Consider the following 16,466-nt stretch of genomic DNA (forward strand, 5'->3'; position numbering starts at 1 on the left):
ATTACCATGAGTTACAAGCAGTTGATCGAGGGACAACGATACCAGATTGAGGCCTACTTACGCGAGGGTTTCAGTTACAGGGAGATCGGAAAACGTCTGAGCGTGAGTCACAGCACAATCAGTCGGGAAGTAAATCGCAATAGAATTCGGGATAACCACTATTTGCCGGAAGTGGCTCAGGCGAAGGCATTGAAGCGACGTAGCCAAGCCGCAAAGTTCAGGATGTCTGAACTGACGATTACCTTTGTTGAGTTCGGGCTGAACGAAAAATGGAGCCCTGAGCAAATTGCTGGTGTAGGTAAAATCATCGGTCATCATGTCAGTCACGAATGGATTTATCGCTACGTCCAGCGTGATAAATTGAGTGGCGGTAGGTTGTACAAACAGCTGCGCCAGAGTCACAGAAGGTATCGTAAAGGTGACCGTGCGAAGCGGATAATTATTCCGAATCGCGTTGGCATTGAGCATCGTCCCGCTATTGTGAACAAGAAAAAACGGTTCGGTGACTGGGAAGCTGACACGGTTCTGGGCAAGCAAGGAACGGGCGCGATTGTTAGTCTAGTCGAGCGCAAAAGTAAGCTATACCTGATACGCAAAGTGCCAGCGAAAAGCGCAGCAGACGTGGCCCGAGCCATAGTTGGCATGCTGTGGAAATATCGAGGTCATGTCCGAACAATCACAGCGGACAACGGCAGCGAATTCTGTGACCACGAGCTGGTCGCTGAGAAGCTCAAAACCAATATCTACTTCGCGAATCCGTACTCATCCTGGGAACGCGGACTGAATGAGAACTTCAACGGTTTACTGCGCCAGTACATCAGGAAAGGCACCGATTTACGGACGGTATCGGATAGGCAAATTAGTGAAATAGAGCGGGCATTAAATGCCAGACCGAGAAAGAGCCTCGGCTTCAGGCAACCTGTTGCGGTATTCAATGAATTACGCAAGGCTGCCTAATTTAGCGAGTGGTGCACTTCGGAGTTGAATTCGCGGGTTAAAAATTTATGAAATTTGGGAAAATAACAAAAAAAGATATTGGAAGCTGTGTGATGACTACAGAAATAACATGCAAAATTACTTATCACCCTGACAGTTAACAGCTGTTAATAGAACTAGATTCACACTGTTATAACAATCACATATATTAAATATGCATTAAAGTATGCTTGTAAGTAATCAAAACTGAGACAACCTATTTGAATAAAATAGCTTAGCTTAAAAACTTATACGTATGGGATCGTAGAGGTAGCATTTACCTCTACAGATAAAGTTAATTTATATTACCATTACCTTAATCAGTACCAACTTCGCTTCACTAAGCCATACCATTGGCCAGATTTTTGATTTAGTGCGATAGCTCATAAACACCCAGAAAGTATGAAGATAAGGGAAATGTCCGCTAAGAGCGAAGCGGACATTCATGTATCGAAAAGCTATAAAAAGGGACATTCAGCAAATGTCCCTATATGACCGGTTAATCGCTTTATTTATTTGAGAAATGCCTGACCAGTTAAAAAATCCACCTCCAGCGGAAACTTTATTGTTTCTTTGATATCAGGAAATTCTGCAGGACTACACAACCTCAAATTCATCTTTTGACGGCGCTTGTTTAATTTCTCTTTTATATCCATACCGCGTTGCTGTGCCGCTTCGCAAAGTAAAATAGCCATACGGCAGATCACAGTATTGGAAGACCCAATACTAATAGAGGACCGTAAATTACCTGCCCGTTTGGCATGAATGGCTAACAATTCATCTACACTATTGATAAGCGCGGGTTCATCATTAGATAAAATAGCCTTGACTGCGTCGGTACTGCCAAAAGGCACTATGTCAGACTTGTGCTTTTCTTCATTTGCTAGTTGCGGTAAAAAATTTTCTACTGACTGATTTACTGAAAGTAATGCCCCTACAAGCGTCAATACACTATGCAGTTCATCTTGCGTTTTATCATAAGCCATGATGGATATGTGCTTAGCCAAGTCAAGTCGGGTATCATCGCCACGTAAAACAGCATTAATGTATAGTTGTGTTAAATTGTAAAGTTGTCCCGGCGGATGTACATCATAGGCTTTTTGGTAATATTCATCGGCGCGCTGCGAATACAGCAGCGCGTTATCATCATTAAGCGATTTGGCGTAGACAAATGCTGAGAACCAAGAATTAGCTGCTATTTGGTGACAGGTTGCCGTATGCTTTGTACTTATATCAGCTATTTCACTGTCTATTTGCGCTAATGAAAGTTCTCGCTTCAATCGGCATCGCAACTCGTTTACTGCTTTCATTGTCATTTCCTTTGGTCTACCAGATTCTCTAATCTCTGAACCAGCAGTATACTAGCAGTCATATTGGTAGAGGTGTTTATGAATACAAAAATTGAAATATACGGCGTGAAAGCTGTTAAACGCCCTAGAATCGTTGCCAGCAAGAAACTTGACTTGTCCGGTGAGTCTGGCCAGCAAATTGTGAAATCAGAGACTAAGCTGGTATTAAGAAGACATAAGCTGAATTAGTTCCAACCAGATCTGACACATCGACTTGAAAAGATGAGAGTTACCCAGTTTGATAAAGGTGTCGAATCTTTATTAAACAAACCAAAAGGTAACTCTCATGTTGCATACTAGCAATCCAATCATTAAACACAAAGCAGGATTACTCAATCTGGCCGAAGAACTCGGCAACGTCTCTAAGGCCTGTAAAGTGATGGGCGTATCCCGAGACACATTTTATCGCTATCAAGAGTTAGTTGAAGATGGCGGTGTTGATTCGCTAATCAGCAAATCCAGAAGAACACCTAACTTAAAGAATCGCGTTGATGAGCAGACCGAGCAAGCTGTACTCGTTCACGCCGTCGATTATCCTGCCCACGGTCAAGCAAGAACCAGTAATGAACTTCGCAAGCAAGGCGTATTCGTATCCGGCAGCGGCGTGCGTTCTATCTGGCTCCGCCATAACCTTGAGAACTTTAAAAAGCGTCTGGCTGCGCTTGAAGAGAAGGTCGAGAAGGAAGGAATTATTCTAACCGACGAGCAAGTTGCAGCACTGGAAAGGAAGAAACAGGATGATGAAGCCTGCGGTGAAATTGAAACACATCACCCAGGCTATCTCGGCTCTCAGGACACGTTTTACGTTGGAAATTTAAAAGGTGTTGGTCGGATTTACCAGCAGACGTTTGTTGATACCTACAGCAAGATTGCGTTTGCTAAGCTCTACACAACGAAGACGCCTATCACCTCCGCAGATGTACTGAATGATCGGGTATTGCCGTTCTTCGAGGCTCAGGAGCTGCCGATGTTAAGAATTCTTACCGACAGAGGGACGGAATACTGTGGAAAGGTCGAACAGCATGATTACCAGCTTTATCTCGCGATAAATGATATCGACCACACAAAAACAAAAGCCCGTCATCCGCAGACAAACGGTATCTGTGAACGCTTCCACAAAACCATTCTCAACGAGTTTTATCAGGTTACGTTCCGTAAGAAACTCTATGATTCACTGGAGATGTTGCAGAAAGATCTGGACGAGTGGCTGGATTATTACAACAATGAACGAACTCATCAGGGCAAAATGTGCTGCGGCAGAACGCCAATAGAAACATTAATTGATGGGAAACAGGTTTGGGCTGAGAAGAATTTAGCTCAAATCTAATCTGACGCTGGCACCAGAAAACTGGGTAACTGTCAGATCAGGTCTGAGCTAGTACACATAAGCGTACGTTTGAAAAACTTGCTGATATGTAATGGATCTCTTTTTCTCTTTAAAAAGTCGCAGTCGACTATTCTTTCGGTCGTAAGGACGCAAACTCGGGGCCGTTTTGTGTATACAGCCCCGTACTTTCACTTACAAGACTAGCGTTAATTGGTTATTGCTGATATCCGCTACTGACCAAAAGCGGCGAGTGCTCTAATTTAGAGTGTTGCCCGGCGCTTTTCCTCTTCAATTGTACGTTGTTGAGCTTGCTTAATTAATTGTTCAATGGAAGCTTGTAGTGCCAATAGTTTGTCCCGTTTTTCCATGCTGCTCAAAGTACTATCACTACGTACAGCTTCCATTTTTTCTTCGAGTTCTTTTATTTTATCACGCTCAATGCCGAGCCGGGTATCCAGTAACAATTGATTAATTTGCTGTTGTCGTGATAAGGGGGACTTCAGGGTAGAGACTTCCGGGGTAGTAGTTTCGGCGTTACTCGCCTGTGCGCTAATTGCATTGCCCTGTGTAGTCGCCACGCGAGTTGGTGTTAATCCCGCAGCAGGGAGAGTCGTAATAGCACTAAAAAAACGCTCATAAACCTGATTAAGCATTTTGTTGTAAGACGTCCAACCTTCCATGTTTACCCTAAACTGCAGGTTTGACCGGGCATAATCATACAGCGCCTTTATATTGGTCTGATTCCATTGTTGTTCGGGAGGCAATGCAGCTTTAGGGCTGACGCCCGGTAAATCAATATGTACCCCGTATACCATGTGATGCATAGTTAAGGCCAACGTCATTTTATCGAATTCAGATAGTTCCGCCGTGGCTTTCTGCCAGGCTACCTTTACGCTTGCCGGAGCATTAACTGGCGGGAAATGAATCGTTTTGCCTTCGCCCACTTCGACCAAGCCATCATTATTTAAATCAACCAAGTCGGAGCCATCAGGTTGGCTTAATAAGTTTTGCGCTCCCTCCTGAGAGAGTGCTGAAAGCTGAATCGGTCTGGCCAGACTGTGGGCCTTTTGTACCAACTTTAATTCATCTTGCGATAAGGACTGCAAAAACTGAGTGGCGGATTCCTGTTGCCCGGCTGCGCGCGATAATATAGCTGCAAAACCGGTAATCTCCTGCTGATTCAGTTGGCGGGTTTGCAAGCGTTCGACAGACTCTGCCGATAATATTGTAACGCCATAGTTCATATGGTCTCCCTAGCCAATCCAGCCTGTTTACTTGTGAAAGAGATATACCCAGCCTTCAACAGCAATACAAAGAGCAGGCGTTCAATGATGTGATATCCGCTTCTTACCTTTTGTTATAAATTGATATCGAAATTTATTGGTAGTCTTTGATTTTATGAAGATAATCTGGACCAGTCTATTTTGTCCTTATAGCTTTGTGGTTGCTGGTCAATCGATTGCATTACTTTTTCGAGTATCTTAGCTGCTGGGGTGCCTTTTTCTCGTTCCTGAGCAATTAAAATTTCATTTCGTTTAAGCAATGACTCGTTCTGGCTGGCAAAGAGAGCTTCACTGGCATCAGTTACTGGCTGACCCGTTGCCGAGTAAGTTGCTCCTTCTCCTGTAGCCATATTCAGATTTGAGATATCGATTAAAGGGTTATTAAGTCCGTATGTAAAAGCCGCAAGCATGTCTTCTGCTTTTTGGTCGTTTTGACTGGCCATTTGCATCACAACACTATTCGAAAACTCTATGTCTTTTTCCTGCGCAGCCAGGTCTAGCGCAGCCTTTGAAAGTGTGACTTTATCTCCCTGGCTTGCAGGCGCTTCGCCAACGACATATTGTGGCTTTGTTTCAGACGGCTTATATGCCTGTATAGGAGATGTTGCGTAACTGGATGATATGAGCATAAGTTTGCCGAACTATTAATTGATGATAGTGAACAGCAATTCTTAGACCAAAACTGAGCACTGATTAAGGAGAGTTGTAATCAGGCTATTTTGTGCAAAAGTAGCCTCGCACGAATGACCGCTTGTTTTAATAGGAGAGACACTTTCAGATATCTGAAGTTATCTAACTGATTAACGTTTAGGCAAAACTATTCCGTTTAACGGCAGGTATTGTCCTTTTAAAGTGTCTACAACTCCCACTTCCCTGTCGTTTGATATTTTCGCGCCTGAAAAATCGCTTTACGTTTATAGCAGCATAGCATGAACATGTCCGCTTCTGACCAAGAGGCGCTAGATCCGTGACAACTGTGAGCTCTTCAGTGCACCGTTATATAAAACATGGTGTAATAAGTTGAATTAGTTTGGTCATATGCAGCCGCGACGCTTAGTCTCTGCTTCCCACTCTTTAAACCGTTCAGATAATTTTGACTGGATTCGTTTTTTACGTTCACGTGATTTAGCTGAGGGCTTTTTCTCGATTTTTTCGAACGTGACTCCAGACAATTCTTGCTCAAACATACTTGGCACCACATGACTATAATGCTGTTCAATCATTGCTATGCTAGTACCACACTGCCTTGCCAATACGTCGATTCTGAGTGTCCTCGTAAGAAGCTGCCAAGTGATATAGGTATGACGTAAAGAATAAAGTGACCTCGGTCCGTCTGGGCTCGTCTTTAAGTCCGCTTCTTCTAAAGCAGAAACGAATGTTCTTCCAAGTTCATTTGTGCTGGAACCATCTGCGAGTAAAAAGATCTTGTCGCTGGGTTTCCGTTTCGGGAATCTTTCCATAAGATTCATCAAGGGATATACAAACTCGTCTTTGCAAACTACTGTTCTGGTACCGGTATGTTTAGTCGTTTTCCCCTTCCTAACCTTGACTTTGAAGATGACTTGATGCGCTTGCCTCGTCATCAAAATATCACCCCAAGTAAGCTCTTCCATCTCGGTACCGGGACGAATACCTGTATTGACAACAACATCAGCGTAATCGAGTAGAAGCTCGCGAATTTGTCGAGTTTTCTCTTTACGACTGTTATCCCTCATGCCTTCGATTGTCTCTTTGACCTTCTCATATTCCTCTTCACTAAAAGCTGCTCGTCTTGCGCCTTGCTCACCTTTATTACTTAATACAGGAACTTGAACAGGTAACATCCACTGGCGCTCAACAGCTTCTTTAAAAACCATCTGCAATGCAGCATTGTGCGTAAGTAGAGTAGATTTATTGAGAACTTTACCTGCTTTCTGAATTCGCCAGATATCAAATTCCTTAAGCTTGTCCTGATCAAGCGAAGTGATGTATGTTCGGTCAAAAAAAGGAATGTGATAACGACGCAGTGCCCCTATATAGTCTTTGTAACTAACCTTGCCACTGGTAAGCCCCCAGTTTTCTAGACATCTTCAAGCTGCTGATAATACTGCTTTTCATATCTGACTGGAGACAGTCCACCATTTGTACCATGATTGCGTCTTGGATTGTAGAATCCTTCGATGTAATCAAATATATCGGCCCTTGCCTGAGCGCGTGTCGGGTATATTTTTCGTTTCACTCGATCTTTTTTAAGCAGAGAGAAGAAGCTTTCTGCAACTGCATTATCGTGACAGTTACCTTTTCTGCTCATACTTGCTTCCAGATTGTGTTCATTCAGGAAGGAACGCCAGTCTGAGGAGGTATACTGAATTCCCTGATCTGAGTGAACCAATACCTTCTGCTTGGGCCTGCGGCGCCAAACCGCCATGAGCAATGCATCAATGACCAAGTCCGCTTTTGGACTGCTCTTCATCGTCCAGCCTACTACTCGTCGCGAGAACAGGTCGATAACTACGGTAAGATATAACCAGCCTTCGTAGGTACGGATATATGTAAAATCTGTTACCCAGTAACTATCTGGCTTATCGACGATAAATTCGCGGTTCAGAGTATTTGGGGCAGCTATGTTAACTTTGCCGCCTTTGAACCCTGGATGGCGTTTGTAACCGCGCACTGCGCGGATACTGGCTTCTCGCATTATGCGGTGGACACGATTCTTACCGCATGTCTCACCGTCGCTTTTCAAATCGATAGTGATATTCCGGTAACCATAGGTACAACCGCTTTCAAGCCAGAACTGCTTGATTTTACCTAGTAATCGCTGATCTTCCTTGGCCCGGGCACTTAACGGCTCCTGGAGCCAAGCATAGAAGCCGCTGCGCTCGATATTGAGGATCTGGCACATAACTTTAACTGGATAGCGCGGGAGCCGCTCCCTTACGAACGTGTACTTTTCTTTGACTCCCCGGCAAAGTACACGGCGGCTTCCTTTAATATGTCTCGTTCCATCGTAACGCGTTTTAACTCAGCACGAAGACGACGGAGTTCTGCAGCCTGATCATCATCCTGCTTTCGTTGGCTAGCAGGTTTGTCGTAACGCTTCACCCAATCTGACAGGGACTTGTAACTGATACCTAGACGTTCAGCCACAGAGGACAAAGAATGACCTTGCTTCGTGACTTGCTCAACAGCCTGGATTTTAAATTCTTCGGGGTAGCGTTTTCCGCTCATTAGTAACACCTCATAGTTTATGTAATTATAAAGCTATAAAGTGTCTAGGGAGCTAGGGGCTTACCACACCACTATGTGCAAGTTCATGCTCCATAGCGAGAATGCATCTTTCTGCAACATCGCGAAATCGCTTACTCTTGGTCAGAGTTCCAGTTTCTGCTTTTATCTTCCATTCCATGCGCAGCAATCTCGCTGCAGCCATAGCCTCTTCTTTTTCAGTCTGCTTCGTAGATTTGCAGTGCCATTTGCCGAACAACTGAAAGCGTGCGTACCACTTCTTACTGTTGTTTTGAAGAAAGATATAAAGTGAATCGTCGATGTCGTGTCTTGCTAGCTGCTTAGCCATAAATACTCGTTTGCAAAGAAAAAATATTGCGCTTACTTCGAGTATATATGGCTGACAAATAATATCTACCTGTTTTATATGGATATTTTTAGTTCATGTTAACATTCATTAACGTTACCAATATATCTAGATACGTTAGTCAGATCTTGCACAGCAGGTACTGTTAACACGTATTAACGTGACCTTTTCATCAAGAGCTCTCTTTTTACGGTTCCGATTACACTGAATAAATTTGAAAAGACATGTCGCTAGTTTAGGGTAGGTTTATAACTTAGGTTACTACATAATAGCCCTGATCTCAGGGCGTTACTCTAATTATGAGATGATTATATTTGGTAGATATGAGAAATTAAAACCCATGTACCAACGGTAATCAGGACAATTCCCCCCACTGTTTCTGCTCGTTTTCCCACAATTAGTCCAAGCGCGCTACCAACCATTATGCCGATGGTTACCATCAAACATGTAGCTAATCCGATCATCATTGAAGCTAAGGCGATATTTACATCGACAAATGCTAAACTAATTCCTACTGCCATTGCATCAATACTAGTACCAATTGCTGTTAGAATGGTTATTAATATTGACTGGTTATTTATTCTTCCATCATCTTTTTCAGTAGGACTGAAAGACTTAAATATTGTGAAAGTACCTAATAACGATAATATGCCGAATGCTAACCAATGGTCCCAAGACACAATGAATGAAGAAGATAATTTACCCAATCCCCATCCCAACATTGGTGTTATTGCTTCTATGATACCGAATATTATTCCTGTTTTTAATGCAATTGATATTTTCGGTTTTCTTAAGTTAACGCCTTTTGCAATAGCGGCTGCGAAGGCGTCTGTAGACATTGCAAAGGAAAGGAAAATAAGTGCGAGTAGATTCATTCCTATAACTCTCTGGTTGGGCAATTGAGTCCACGATAAAACTACACGCCCAACCAGAGGTGTAATTCTATCGATGGTCTCGCCAACCAAAAAGGCGTTCATACCATGGTCTTTGACCAATTATGTTGATATGGACTTTTCCCAAATTGTAGGAAACAGGCTACTCCCCAACGAAGTGGAAGCAACCTTACCTCAAAATTTTAGATATCACAACTGCTTGATTGTCGCGATCTTGATTGTTCTACTCTGAGCTTTCTCAGACACTACCGAGCCGAAATAAATATTTTCCTCATACTTTTCAGCGAAAAGAGCATTAATTGGATAATTCAGAACTTTAGTTCCAAGCAATGCGTACTCAGAGTCAAACTTTTGACATCCCAATTCAAATAATCCTCTACCTATACGGTTAATTTTACCTAATGCTGGTATTGATTTAATATCGTATGGTCTGGCAAATAAAAAATTATCGTAAAAAACGAACCAAAGATTAAATTTTAGCTTAGTCCTTGAATTTGAATTACTTTCAACTGTCATTGTTAATGAAGGATAAGACTTCATATTACCCTTCCATGTTTTTACAAAAATCGTCAGTAAACTCTATTTCAATTGTGCTGTAGCTGAAGTCAAATTTCGCCAAGCTATCATAAACTTCAAGCTTCAATAGCTTATATTCTTCAATTCTCTTTAAGGTACTTGTAATGTGTAAAGTAATAACATTATGTTCTCCATCAAGTGACCAGATTCTTAATTCGTGGATGCTTTTTATTTTATCAATTTTTAGAATTTCATCCGTCACTCTATTGTATAGGTTTTTCTCTGGAACACCTTGCAAAAATAATTTTAAAGTTGCTAATAAGTTTCGAATTACATTAAACAATATAAAAAGCGTAAAGCCAATCGAAAGTAGGGGGTCTAAAATTGGCCAGTCGACAAATTGCATTACTATGGCAATAATTAATACAGCAACCCAGCCTAAAACGTCCTCCAATAAATGCCAGTTCAACACTCTCTCGTTTAGGGTATTTCCTCCCTGGAGTTTGTACACAGCAAAGCCGTTTACAGCGACACCTAGAATCGCAAGTAATATCATGCCTTCTGTATTTGGAACGACCGGGTCTAATACTCGAGGAATGGCTTCTGATAATACCCAGATTGAGCCAAGGATAAGTACGGCTCCGTTAATAAATGCCCCTAACAGGCTGAGTCGCTTGTACCCATATGTGAAATTTTCATCGGCCTCTCTCTCTCCTAACTTATTGAGACACCAGGCGCTTCCAATAGAAATTGAATCGCCGAGATCATGAACAGCATCTGCCATTATAGCAGTGCTGTTCGTTAGCCAGCCGCCAATAAATTCAATAATTGTGAAGCTGAAATTTAATAGAAAAGCCCACCCAATTTTGTTTGAGCTATTCGAATGATTATGAGTCATAGAGGCTCCGGTGCGCCCGGAACATACCGGGCGTAAAATTTGATTAAGAATTGCGTTTGTTATGTGCGAGCTGATAAAGCGCAGGTAATATAAACAGTGTCAGTAAAGTTGACGATATAATTCCCCCAATGACTACAGTGGCGAGCGGTCTTTGTACTTCAGCACCTGTTCCTGTATTAAGTGCCATGGGAACAAAGCCTAAGCTGGCCACTAACGCAGTCATCAAAACAGGTCGAAGCCGGATTATGGCCCCTCGAATTACTGAAGTATAAATATCACCATTTTCCTGCCAGAGTTGTCTTATGAATGCGACCATCACTAGTCCATTCAAAACCGCGACCCCGGACAAAGCGATAAAGCCTACTCCCGCAGAAATTGAAAGAGGCATACCTCTAATCCAGAGTGCCAGTACTCCTCCGGTTAAGGCGAGTGGTACACCAGTGAAAATTATCAGTGCATCTTTCACTGATCCAAACGCCATAATGAGTATGCCAACTATTAACGCAAGCGTAACCGGAACGACTAATGTCAACCGTTTGCTGGCGGATTCCAGTTGTTCGAAGGTACCACCAAGCTCGAACCAATACCCTTCCTTTATTTTCAAATCGGATTTAAGTCTTTTTTGTAAATCAACGACAAATCCTCCTAGGTCAGTTCCTCGTACGTTAGTCGTTACGACAACTCTGCGCTTTCCATTCTCTCGGCTGATCTGTGCAGGTGCTGGCTTTAACTCGAGGCTGGCCACCTCTTCAAGCGGTACAAAACTATTACCAACAGGAACAGGTAGGCTCTCTAATTTGTCAATATTCGTACGCAATTCTTCAGATAATCTGATTACAAGCTTAAACCGGCGATCGCCTTCATAGATTATGCCTGTTTCCTTGCCTCCTATGCTTGTTGAAACGAGTGCTTGAATGTCTGCTACGTTTAGGCCATACCTTGCGAGGGCTTCTCGCTTTGGTAATATAGACAGCATAGGAAGACCAGCAACTTGCTCAACTCGAGTGTCTGCGGCACCTTGAATCGACTTAGCAATCTCAGCTACCTCATTTGCAGTCTCCAACAATTGATCTAAATCATCACCGAAAACTTTGACTGCAACATCAGCCCTTACGCCGGAAATCAATTCATTGAATCTCATTTGAATTGGTTGGGTAAATTCATAATTATTACCAGGCATTTTTGAGGCGACTGATTCAATTTCAGCCACTAAATCCGTTTTAGATTTAGCTGGATCAGGCCACTCTGATCGAGGTTTAAGTATTATAAAACTATCGGCTACATTAGGAGGCATCGGGTCTGTAGCGACTTCCGGTGTACCTATTTTCGCAAAGACTACCCCTACCTCTGGAATTTCCAACAGCGCATCTTCAAGTTGTTCTTGCATTTGAATTGATTGGTTTAGACCGGTACCCGTTATTCGTAAAGCCTGTAAAGCAACATCACCTTCATCCAGTTGAGGAATAAATTCAGAACCAAGCGTTGTTGCCAGCCATCCACAGAAGATCACAAGCGTTAATGCAGCCCCGAGAGCAGCTGCTTTAAATTTAAGAATTGCTCTAAGTGCTGGTTCGTAAACTTGTTTCACCCAACTTATTAAAAAACTTTCCTTTTCACTGATTTTTCCACCCATGAAAACGGCGATTGCTGCAGGTACCACCGTTAGCGACAACATCATTGCCGCAACAAGAGCGATAACTACAGTTATTGCCATTGGATGAAACATCTTTCCTTCGACGCCTGTTAAAGTAAATATGGGCAGATAAACGGCGGTTATGATTCCGACACCAAATAAGCTGGGCCTGATTACTTCAATAGTTGCTATTTTAACCTCTTCAAGACGCTCCTTAAGTTGAAGAAGCCTGCCGTGATGCTGTTGCGCTTCAGATAAGCGCCTAATACAGTTTTCAACAATGATGACAGCGCCATCAACAATGAGTCCAAAATCTAATGCTCCCAGACTCATTAGATTTGCGGAAACACCTTTCTGGACCATTCCTGTAATTGTCATCATCATAGCGATTGGTATGACCGCTGCCGTAATAAGAGCCGCTCGGATATTGCCTAGTAGTAAAAATAATATGACAATTACGAGTAATGCTCCTTCCAGCAAGTTCTTCTGCACAGTGTTTATTGCTTTGTCGACCAGTGAAGTCCTATCGTAGGCAGGTTCAGCAACCACCCAGTCTGGTAAGGAGTTTTGAATTTCAGTTAGTTTACTGGCAGTTAAAGCAGCAACTTCTCTTGAGTTTTCTCCCAGTAACATCATGACTGTTCCCATCACAGTCTCTTTTCCATTTCTTGTAGCAGCTCCGGTTCTCAGCTGCTTACCCAGGCCTACAGTTGCAATATCTTTTACCAGAACAGGAACAGATCCTTTGTTACTTACTACAACATTTTCAATATCCCTTATCCCTGTCAATTGACCTGGAGATCGTACAAGAAGTTGCTCGCCATTTTTCTCAATATAGCCAGCTCCTGTATTATCATTGTTCAAATATAGTGCTTCAGAGATATCTTCAACCGTGACTCCCATCTCCAGCATTTTTACAGGATCGGGATTGACATGATACTGCTTGTCATAGCCCCCAATAGTGTTTACTTCTACTACTCCTGGCACTTGGGCTAACTGTGGTCGAATAATCCAATCTTGTACCTCTCTTAAAGCCATTGGCGTAACTGGGGAGCCATCGGGCAACGTGGCTCCATCTTTCCCTTCCAGCGTATATACGAAAATCTCGCCTAGCCCTGTAGCGATTGGCCCCATTTCTGGTTCAAGGCCATCAGGTAAAACACTTTTAAGGTTCGCAAGTCTTTCGTCGATTAAATTTCGGGCAAAAAAGATATCCGTTCCTTCTTCGAAAATAACAGTAATCTGTGAAAGACCATACCTCGATATAGAACGTGTATAGGATAAGTTAGGCAAGCCATATAGTGCTGTTTCGACAGGAAATGTTATTCGTTGTTCAGCTTCTAATGGTGAGTACCCCGGAGCTTTGGTGTTAATCTGAACCTGTACATTTGTAATATCTGGTACAGCATCAATAGGTAATCGCTGGTAGCTCCAAACGCCGATCCCAATTAAGATTAGTGCAAGAACAAGAAACAAAAAGCGTCTTTCTACTGAAAGACGAATAATATTATCAATCATTTATCGTCTCCAGGATTAGTGAGCGTGAGAGGCACCGGATTTTTCAAGATCCGCTTTTATCAGAAAGCTATTTTTTGAAACGTAAATTTGACCAGCGATTAAGCCACGCTTTACTTCAGTGAAGTTGTCATCTTTTATACCCAGCTCGACAGGGACAGCTTGAAACGTGTTACCATCGTTTAAAAATACAACTGAGTTACCATCCATTGATTGTATAGCTTCATTCTCAACGCGAAGCGAAACATCGATTTTCTGAGCATCAACTACACCTGTAACCATATCGCCGGGGGAGAATTCTCCTTCGGTATTAGTGATTTCAACAATTGCGATCTGATAAGGTTCAAGTGAGCCTGACGGAATGAGAAATTTGACCTTTGCATCTTGCTGTCGGGAACCTTTTTTTATGTGGATATAAGAGCCCGGCTTTATTGTATCCCGCTTGGATGGAAATACTTTCAATTCTGCCCAAAGCGTTTCAGCGTCGACTATTTTATAAAGCGTTTCACTGGTAACCAACTGCCCGACATTAACATTTCGACTTACTACCGTACCCGAAATTGGCGCTTTCACGATGTAGGTTTGTAAGCTGTCATTTGATTGAATTTTTGCAATTACATCGCCAGCCTTCACGCTGTCACCAACATCCGAAGCGAGAGTTTCTACAACTCCCGAGAACCGCGCATTAACTTCAGCCTTATTCTTGGCTGGAATTACAAGAGTACCCAACAATTCGATATGTCTTTCAATGGTCCCACTCTGAACTTCGGAGGTTGCTAATTGAAACTTTTCAGTTAACGCTCTTGAGATCTGTGTTCTTCCCTCGAAGTTTTCCCACTCCCAGGAATACTTTCGTCTTTTGTCAGTCAGATAAATAGTGGCCTTAAAAGAATGAGGTTCAGACAGAGCTTTTATTGACCGCAAAACCCCCTCTGAAGTTTGAAACTCAAATTTTTCTGAGCTTGAACCTAACTTCTGTAGCTCTATAGAAAAGGAATCAGGGATAAATGGCTTCCCATCTTCAGAAGTCGAGGCAATAATTACAGAGCCCTCGGGGCTTTCATCGATACTTACTTCTATTTTGATGTTACCTTTCTGGAATATATTTTGGTTGTCGTTTGAATTGGTGACATCTTCACTTGCAGTCGCGATAGATGTCACAGTGCCGATAAGAAATAAAAATAAAATTTGCTTTAGCATAATTAATCCTGGAGATTGAAAGTGAATGATTTCAGAGATTGCCCTGTCCATTGTTCGATAAGTGCTTCATTGAGCAGAGTGGCTTCGCGATAGTTGATGAGACTCCGTTGAGATTGGAGAAGTGCATCACGTGAAGCAAACCATTCTTGATAAGTGTAAATTCCCTTTTGATAGCCCTCCTTGGTCAGCTCCAATGCTCTTTCCAAATCAGGCATTACTTCTTTTTCCAGGTGCAATGCTGCCTGTGAACTAAAATTTATGCTTTTCGTTGCTTTAAATAGAATCGCTTTTACATCGAGATACTTGGTGTCTCGCTCTAATAACTCCGCCTCCTTACTAGCAATTGCAGATTTGACTGCACCCGAATTCCTCTTCTCAGCAAATAGTGGAATTGAGGCACCAAAAACTAACGATGTATCTTGAGCTCCCTGATTCCTTCTAACACCTACAGACCAAGATAGGTCTGCGGTATTATCAGACTTAGCCAACTGAATCTCAGCGTCCTTCAGGTCAAGTGACTTAATTAGTAAATCCGCATTCGATGATGATAAGAATTGGTTAAAAAGTGTTTCGTAGGAATAATTTGTAGCGGGTGAATTTAAAGAACCAGTAAGCGTGATATCTTCATAATTGCCCTGCCAGAATAGTGTGAGAGATTGCAGGGCTATCTCTTCATTCACCTTTGCTGTCGCAAGTTCTAATTTCGCTTGATTTAAAGCCGATTTAGCTCTGAACAATTCAGCATCATTCGTTGCACCACTTTTTATTCTATTAGTGATTACAGTAAGAGCATCTTCAGCTAAGCTCACACTTCGCTCAGCTATTTGCAGACGCTCCTGTTGTGCCAGAACGCGAATATACTGCTGAGTGAGCCCACCAAGTAGTGAGAGAGACATTGAATACTGCTCTGAATCTAAAAGGGCAGCTCTGGCATCCACAACCTGTGTTCTTGCACTCTTCTTACCACCAAGTTCATACACTGAAGATAGAGAGATGGTTGCTTCTGCTGCTTGAACTCCCGAAGTCGAACTCGTGCCCATCACATTTTCTAGACTAGCACCTACGGTGTAAGCTGGAGAAAGCAAAGCTTGTTGGCGATCTCCCTCAAGAGCTCTAGTAAGAGGTCTGAATTTCAATAATGTTGGATGACGGCTGAGAGTTAGTTGAACAGCATCGTCTAAAGTTACTTGTTCTGCTAACGCTTTGGCTTGAGATAGCACCAATGCACTAGTCAGTATTCCGGCGCGCATAAATACACGCACAGGGAACTGTGAATTTTTCATGAAATATAATCCTAGTCAGT

The 16,466-nt window shown here is 42.6% G+C and carries 14 protein-coding genes and 1 riboswitch; of the genes, 2 read left to right on the plus strand and 12 right to left on the minus strand.

All coding sequences use genetic code 11. The annotated features are described in order from the left end of the window. Nucleotides 1-6: 6 nt before the first annotated feature. Complete coding sequence (locus tag DS731_RS16265) at nucleotides 7-957, plus strand: IS30 family transposase (protein ID WP_119501804.1); 951 nt, start codon at nucleotides 7-9, stop codon at nucleotides 955-957. Between the two features lie 530 nt (nucleotides 958-1,487). Here the strand turns inward: DS731_RS16265 and DS731_RS16270 are convergent. After that, nucleotides 1,488-2,285 carry a hypothetical protein gene (locus tag DS731_RS16270; RefSeq protein WP_119502329.1) on the minus strand — a complete coding sequence of 266 codons (798 nt, stop codon included), beginning with the start codon at nucleotides 2,283-2,285 and terminating at the stop codon, nucleotides 1,488-1,490. Between the two features lie 325 nt (nucleotides 2,286-2,610). Here DS731_RS16270 and DS731_RS16280 point away from each other — a divergent pair, with 325 nt between their 5' ends. After that, nucleotides 2,611-3,651 carry an IS481 family transposase gene (locus DS731_RS16280; protein WP_119502331.1) on the plus strand — a complete coding sequence of 347 codons (1,041 nt, stop codon included), beginning with the start codon at nucleotides 2,611-2,613 and terminating at the stop codon, nucleotides 3,649-3,651. Between the two features lie 260 nt (nucleotides 3,652-3,911). Here DS731_RS16280 and DS731_RS16285 read toward each other — a convergent pair whose 3' ends face one another. The 11 genes from DS731_RS16285 to DS731_RS16335 form a co-directional block, all read right to left on the minus strand. Further along, nucleotides 3,912-4,895 (minus strand): hypothetical protein, encoded by a 984-nt coding sequence (locus DS731_RS16285; protein ID WP_119502332.1) that lies wholly within the window; start codon nucleotides 4,893-4,895, stop codon nucleotides 3,912-3,914. Between the two features lie 152 nt (nucleotides 4,896-5,047). Next, nucleotides 5,048-5,563, minus strand: coding sequence for a hypothetical protein (locus tag DS731_RS16290; protein WP_119502333.1), 516 nt, complete (start codon nucleotides 5,561-5,563; stop codon nucleotides 5,048-5,050). Nucleotides 5,564-5,968: 405 nt separating this feature from the next. Next, complete coding sequence (locus DS731_RS16295) at nucleotides 5,969-6,790, minus strand: site-specific integrase (RefSeq protein WP_232373387.1); 822 nt, start codon at nucleotides 6,788-6,790, stop codon at nucleotides 5,969-5,971. 203 nt (nucleotides 6,791-6,993) lie between these two features. Next, nucleotides 6,994-8,144 (minus strand): IS3 family transposase gene (locus DS731_RS16300; RefSeq protein ID WP_119500375.1). Its coding sequence is split into 2 segments (ribosomal slippage): nucleotides 6,994-7,907 and nucleotides 7,907-8,144, totalling 1,152 coding nucleotides; the frame shifts between segments, so codons are not numbered across the junction. 52 nt (nucleotides 8,145-8,196) lie between these two features. Beyond that, nucleotides 8,197-8,490 (minus strand): hypothetical protein, encoded by a 294-nt coding sequence (locus tag DS731_RS16305; protein WP_232373388.1) that lies wholly within the window; start codon nucleotides 8,488-8,490, stop codon nucleotides 8,197-8,199. 326 nt (nucleotides 8,491-8,816) lie between these two features. After that, nucleotides 8,817-9,383, minus strand: a complete 567-nt coding sequence (locus tag DS731_RS16310; protein WP_119503456.1) for a manganese efflux pump MntP — start codon at nucleotides 9,381-9,383, stop codon at nucleotides 8,817-8,819. 6 nt (nucleotides 9,384-9,389) lie between these two features. Next, nucleotides 9,390-9,564: riboswitch (yybP-ykoY riboswitch) on the minus strand. Between the two features lie 26 nt (nucleotides 9,565-9,590). Beyond that, complete coding sequence (locus tag DS731_RS16315) at nucleotides 9,591-9,941, minus strand: hypothetical protein (protein WP_119502334.1); 351 nt, start codon at nucleotides 9,939-9,941, stop codon at nucleotides 9,591-9,593. 1 nt (nucleotide 9,942) lies between these two features. Then, a complete protein-coding gene (locus DS731_RS16320) occupies nucleotides 9,943-10,815 on the minus strand; it encodes a cation diffusion facilitator family transporter (protein WP_119502335.1) in 873 nt (290 codons plus the stop codon). A 43-nt stretch (nucleotides 10,816-10,858) separates the two neighbouring features. Continuing rightward, nucleotides 10,859-13,966, minus strand: coding sequence for an efflux RND transporter permease subunit (locus DS731_RS16325; RefSeq protein WP_119502336.1), 3,108 nt, complete (start codon nucleotides 13,964-13,966; stop codon nucleotides 10,859-10,861). A 15-nt stretch (nucleotides 13,967-13,981) separates the two neighbouring features. Further along, the gene (locus tag DS731_RS16330) at nucleotides 13,982-15,163 is read right to left on the minus strand and encodes an efflux RND transporter periplasmic adaptor subunit (protein ID WP_119502337.1); all 1,182 of its coding nucleotides are present in this window, start codon (nucleotides 15,161-15,163) and stop codon (nucleotides 13,982-13,984) included. Nucleotides 15,164-15,165: 2 nt separating this feature from the next. Continuing rightward, a complete protein-coding gene (locus DS731_RS16335; RefSeq protein WP_105934849.1) occupies nucleotides 15,166-16,446 on the minus strand; it encodes a TolC family protein in 1,281 nt (426 codons plus the stop codon). Nucleotides 16,447-16,466 lie beyond the last annotated feature (20 nt).

Source organism: Alteromonas sp. RKMC-009, from assembly GCF_003584565.2.
Lineage (GTDB): Bacteria > Pseudomonadota > Gammaproteobacteria > Enterobacterales > Alteromonadaceae > Alteromonas.

Bases quoted from the DNA above. Each gene is read 5' to 3' on its own strand.
- DS731_RS16320 (WP_119502335.1), bottom strand. From the start codon at position 10,815: ATGACTCATAATCATTCGAATAGCTCAAACAAAATTGGGTGGGCTTTT.
- DS731_RS16335 (WP_105934849.1), bottom strand. From the start codon at position 16,446: ATGAAAAATTCACAGTTCCCTGTGCGTGTATTTATGCGCGCCGGAATA.
- DS731_RS16315 (WP_119502334.1), bottom strand. From the start codon at position 9,941: ATGAAGTCTTATCCTTCATTAACAATGACAGTTGAAAGTAATTCAAAT.
- DS731_RS16325 (WP_119502336.1), bottom strand. From the start codon at position 13,966: ATGATTGATAATATTATTCGTCTTTCAGTAGAAAGACGCTTTTTGTTT.
- DS731_RS16265 (WP_119501804.1), top strand. From the start codon at position 7: ATGAGTTACAAGCAGTTGATCGAGGGACAACGATACCAGATTGAGGCC.
- DS731_RS16280 (WP_119502331.1), top strand. From the start codon at position 2,611: ATGTTGCATACTAGCAATCCAATCATTAAACACAAAGCAGGATTACTC.
- DS731_RS16285 (WP_119502332.1), bottom strand. From the start codon at position 4,895: ATGAACTATGGCGTTACAATATTATCGGCAGAGTCTGTCGAACGCTTG.
- DS731_RS16305 (WP_232373388.1), bottom strand. From the start codon at position 8,490: ATGGCTAAGCAGCTAGCAAGACACGACATCGACGATTCACTTTATATC.
- DS731_RS16270 (WP_119502329.1), bottom strand. From the start codon at position 2,285: ATGAAAGCAGTAAACGAGTTGCGATGCCGATTGAAGCGAGAACTTTCA.
- DS731_RS16295 (WP_232373387.1), bottom strand. From the start codon at position 6,790: ATGGTTTTTAAAGAAGCTGTTGAGCGCCAGTGGATGTTACCTGTTCAA.
- DS731_RS16290 (WP_119502333.1), bottom strand. From the start codon at position 5,563: ATGCTCATATCATCCAGTTACGCAACATCTCCTATACAGGCATATAAG.
- DS731_RS16310 (WP_119503456.1), bottom strand. From the start codon at position 9,383: ATGAATCTACTCGCACTTATTTTCCTTTCCTTTGCAATGTCTACAGAC.
- DS731_RS16330 (WP_119502337.1), bottom strand. From the start codon at position 15,163: ATGCTAAAGCAAATTTTATTTTTATTTCTTATCGGCACTGTGACATCT.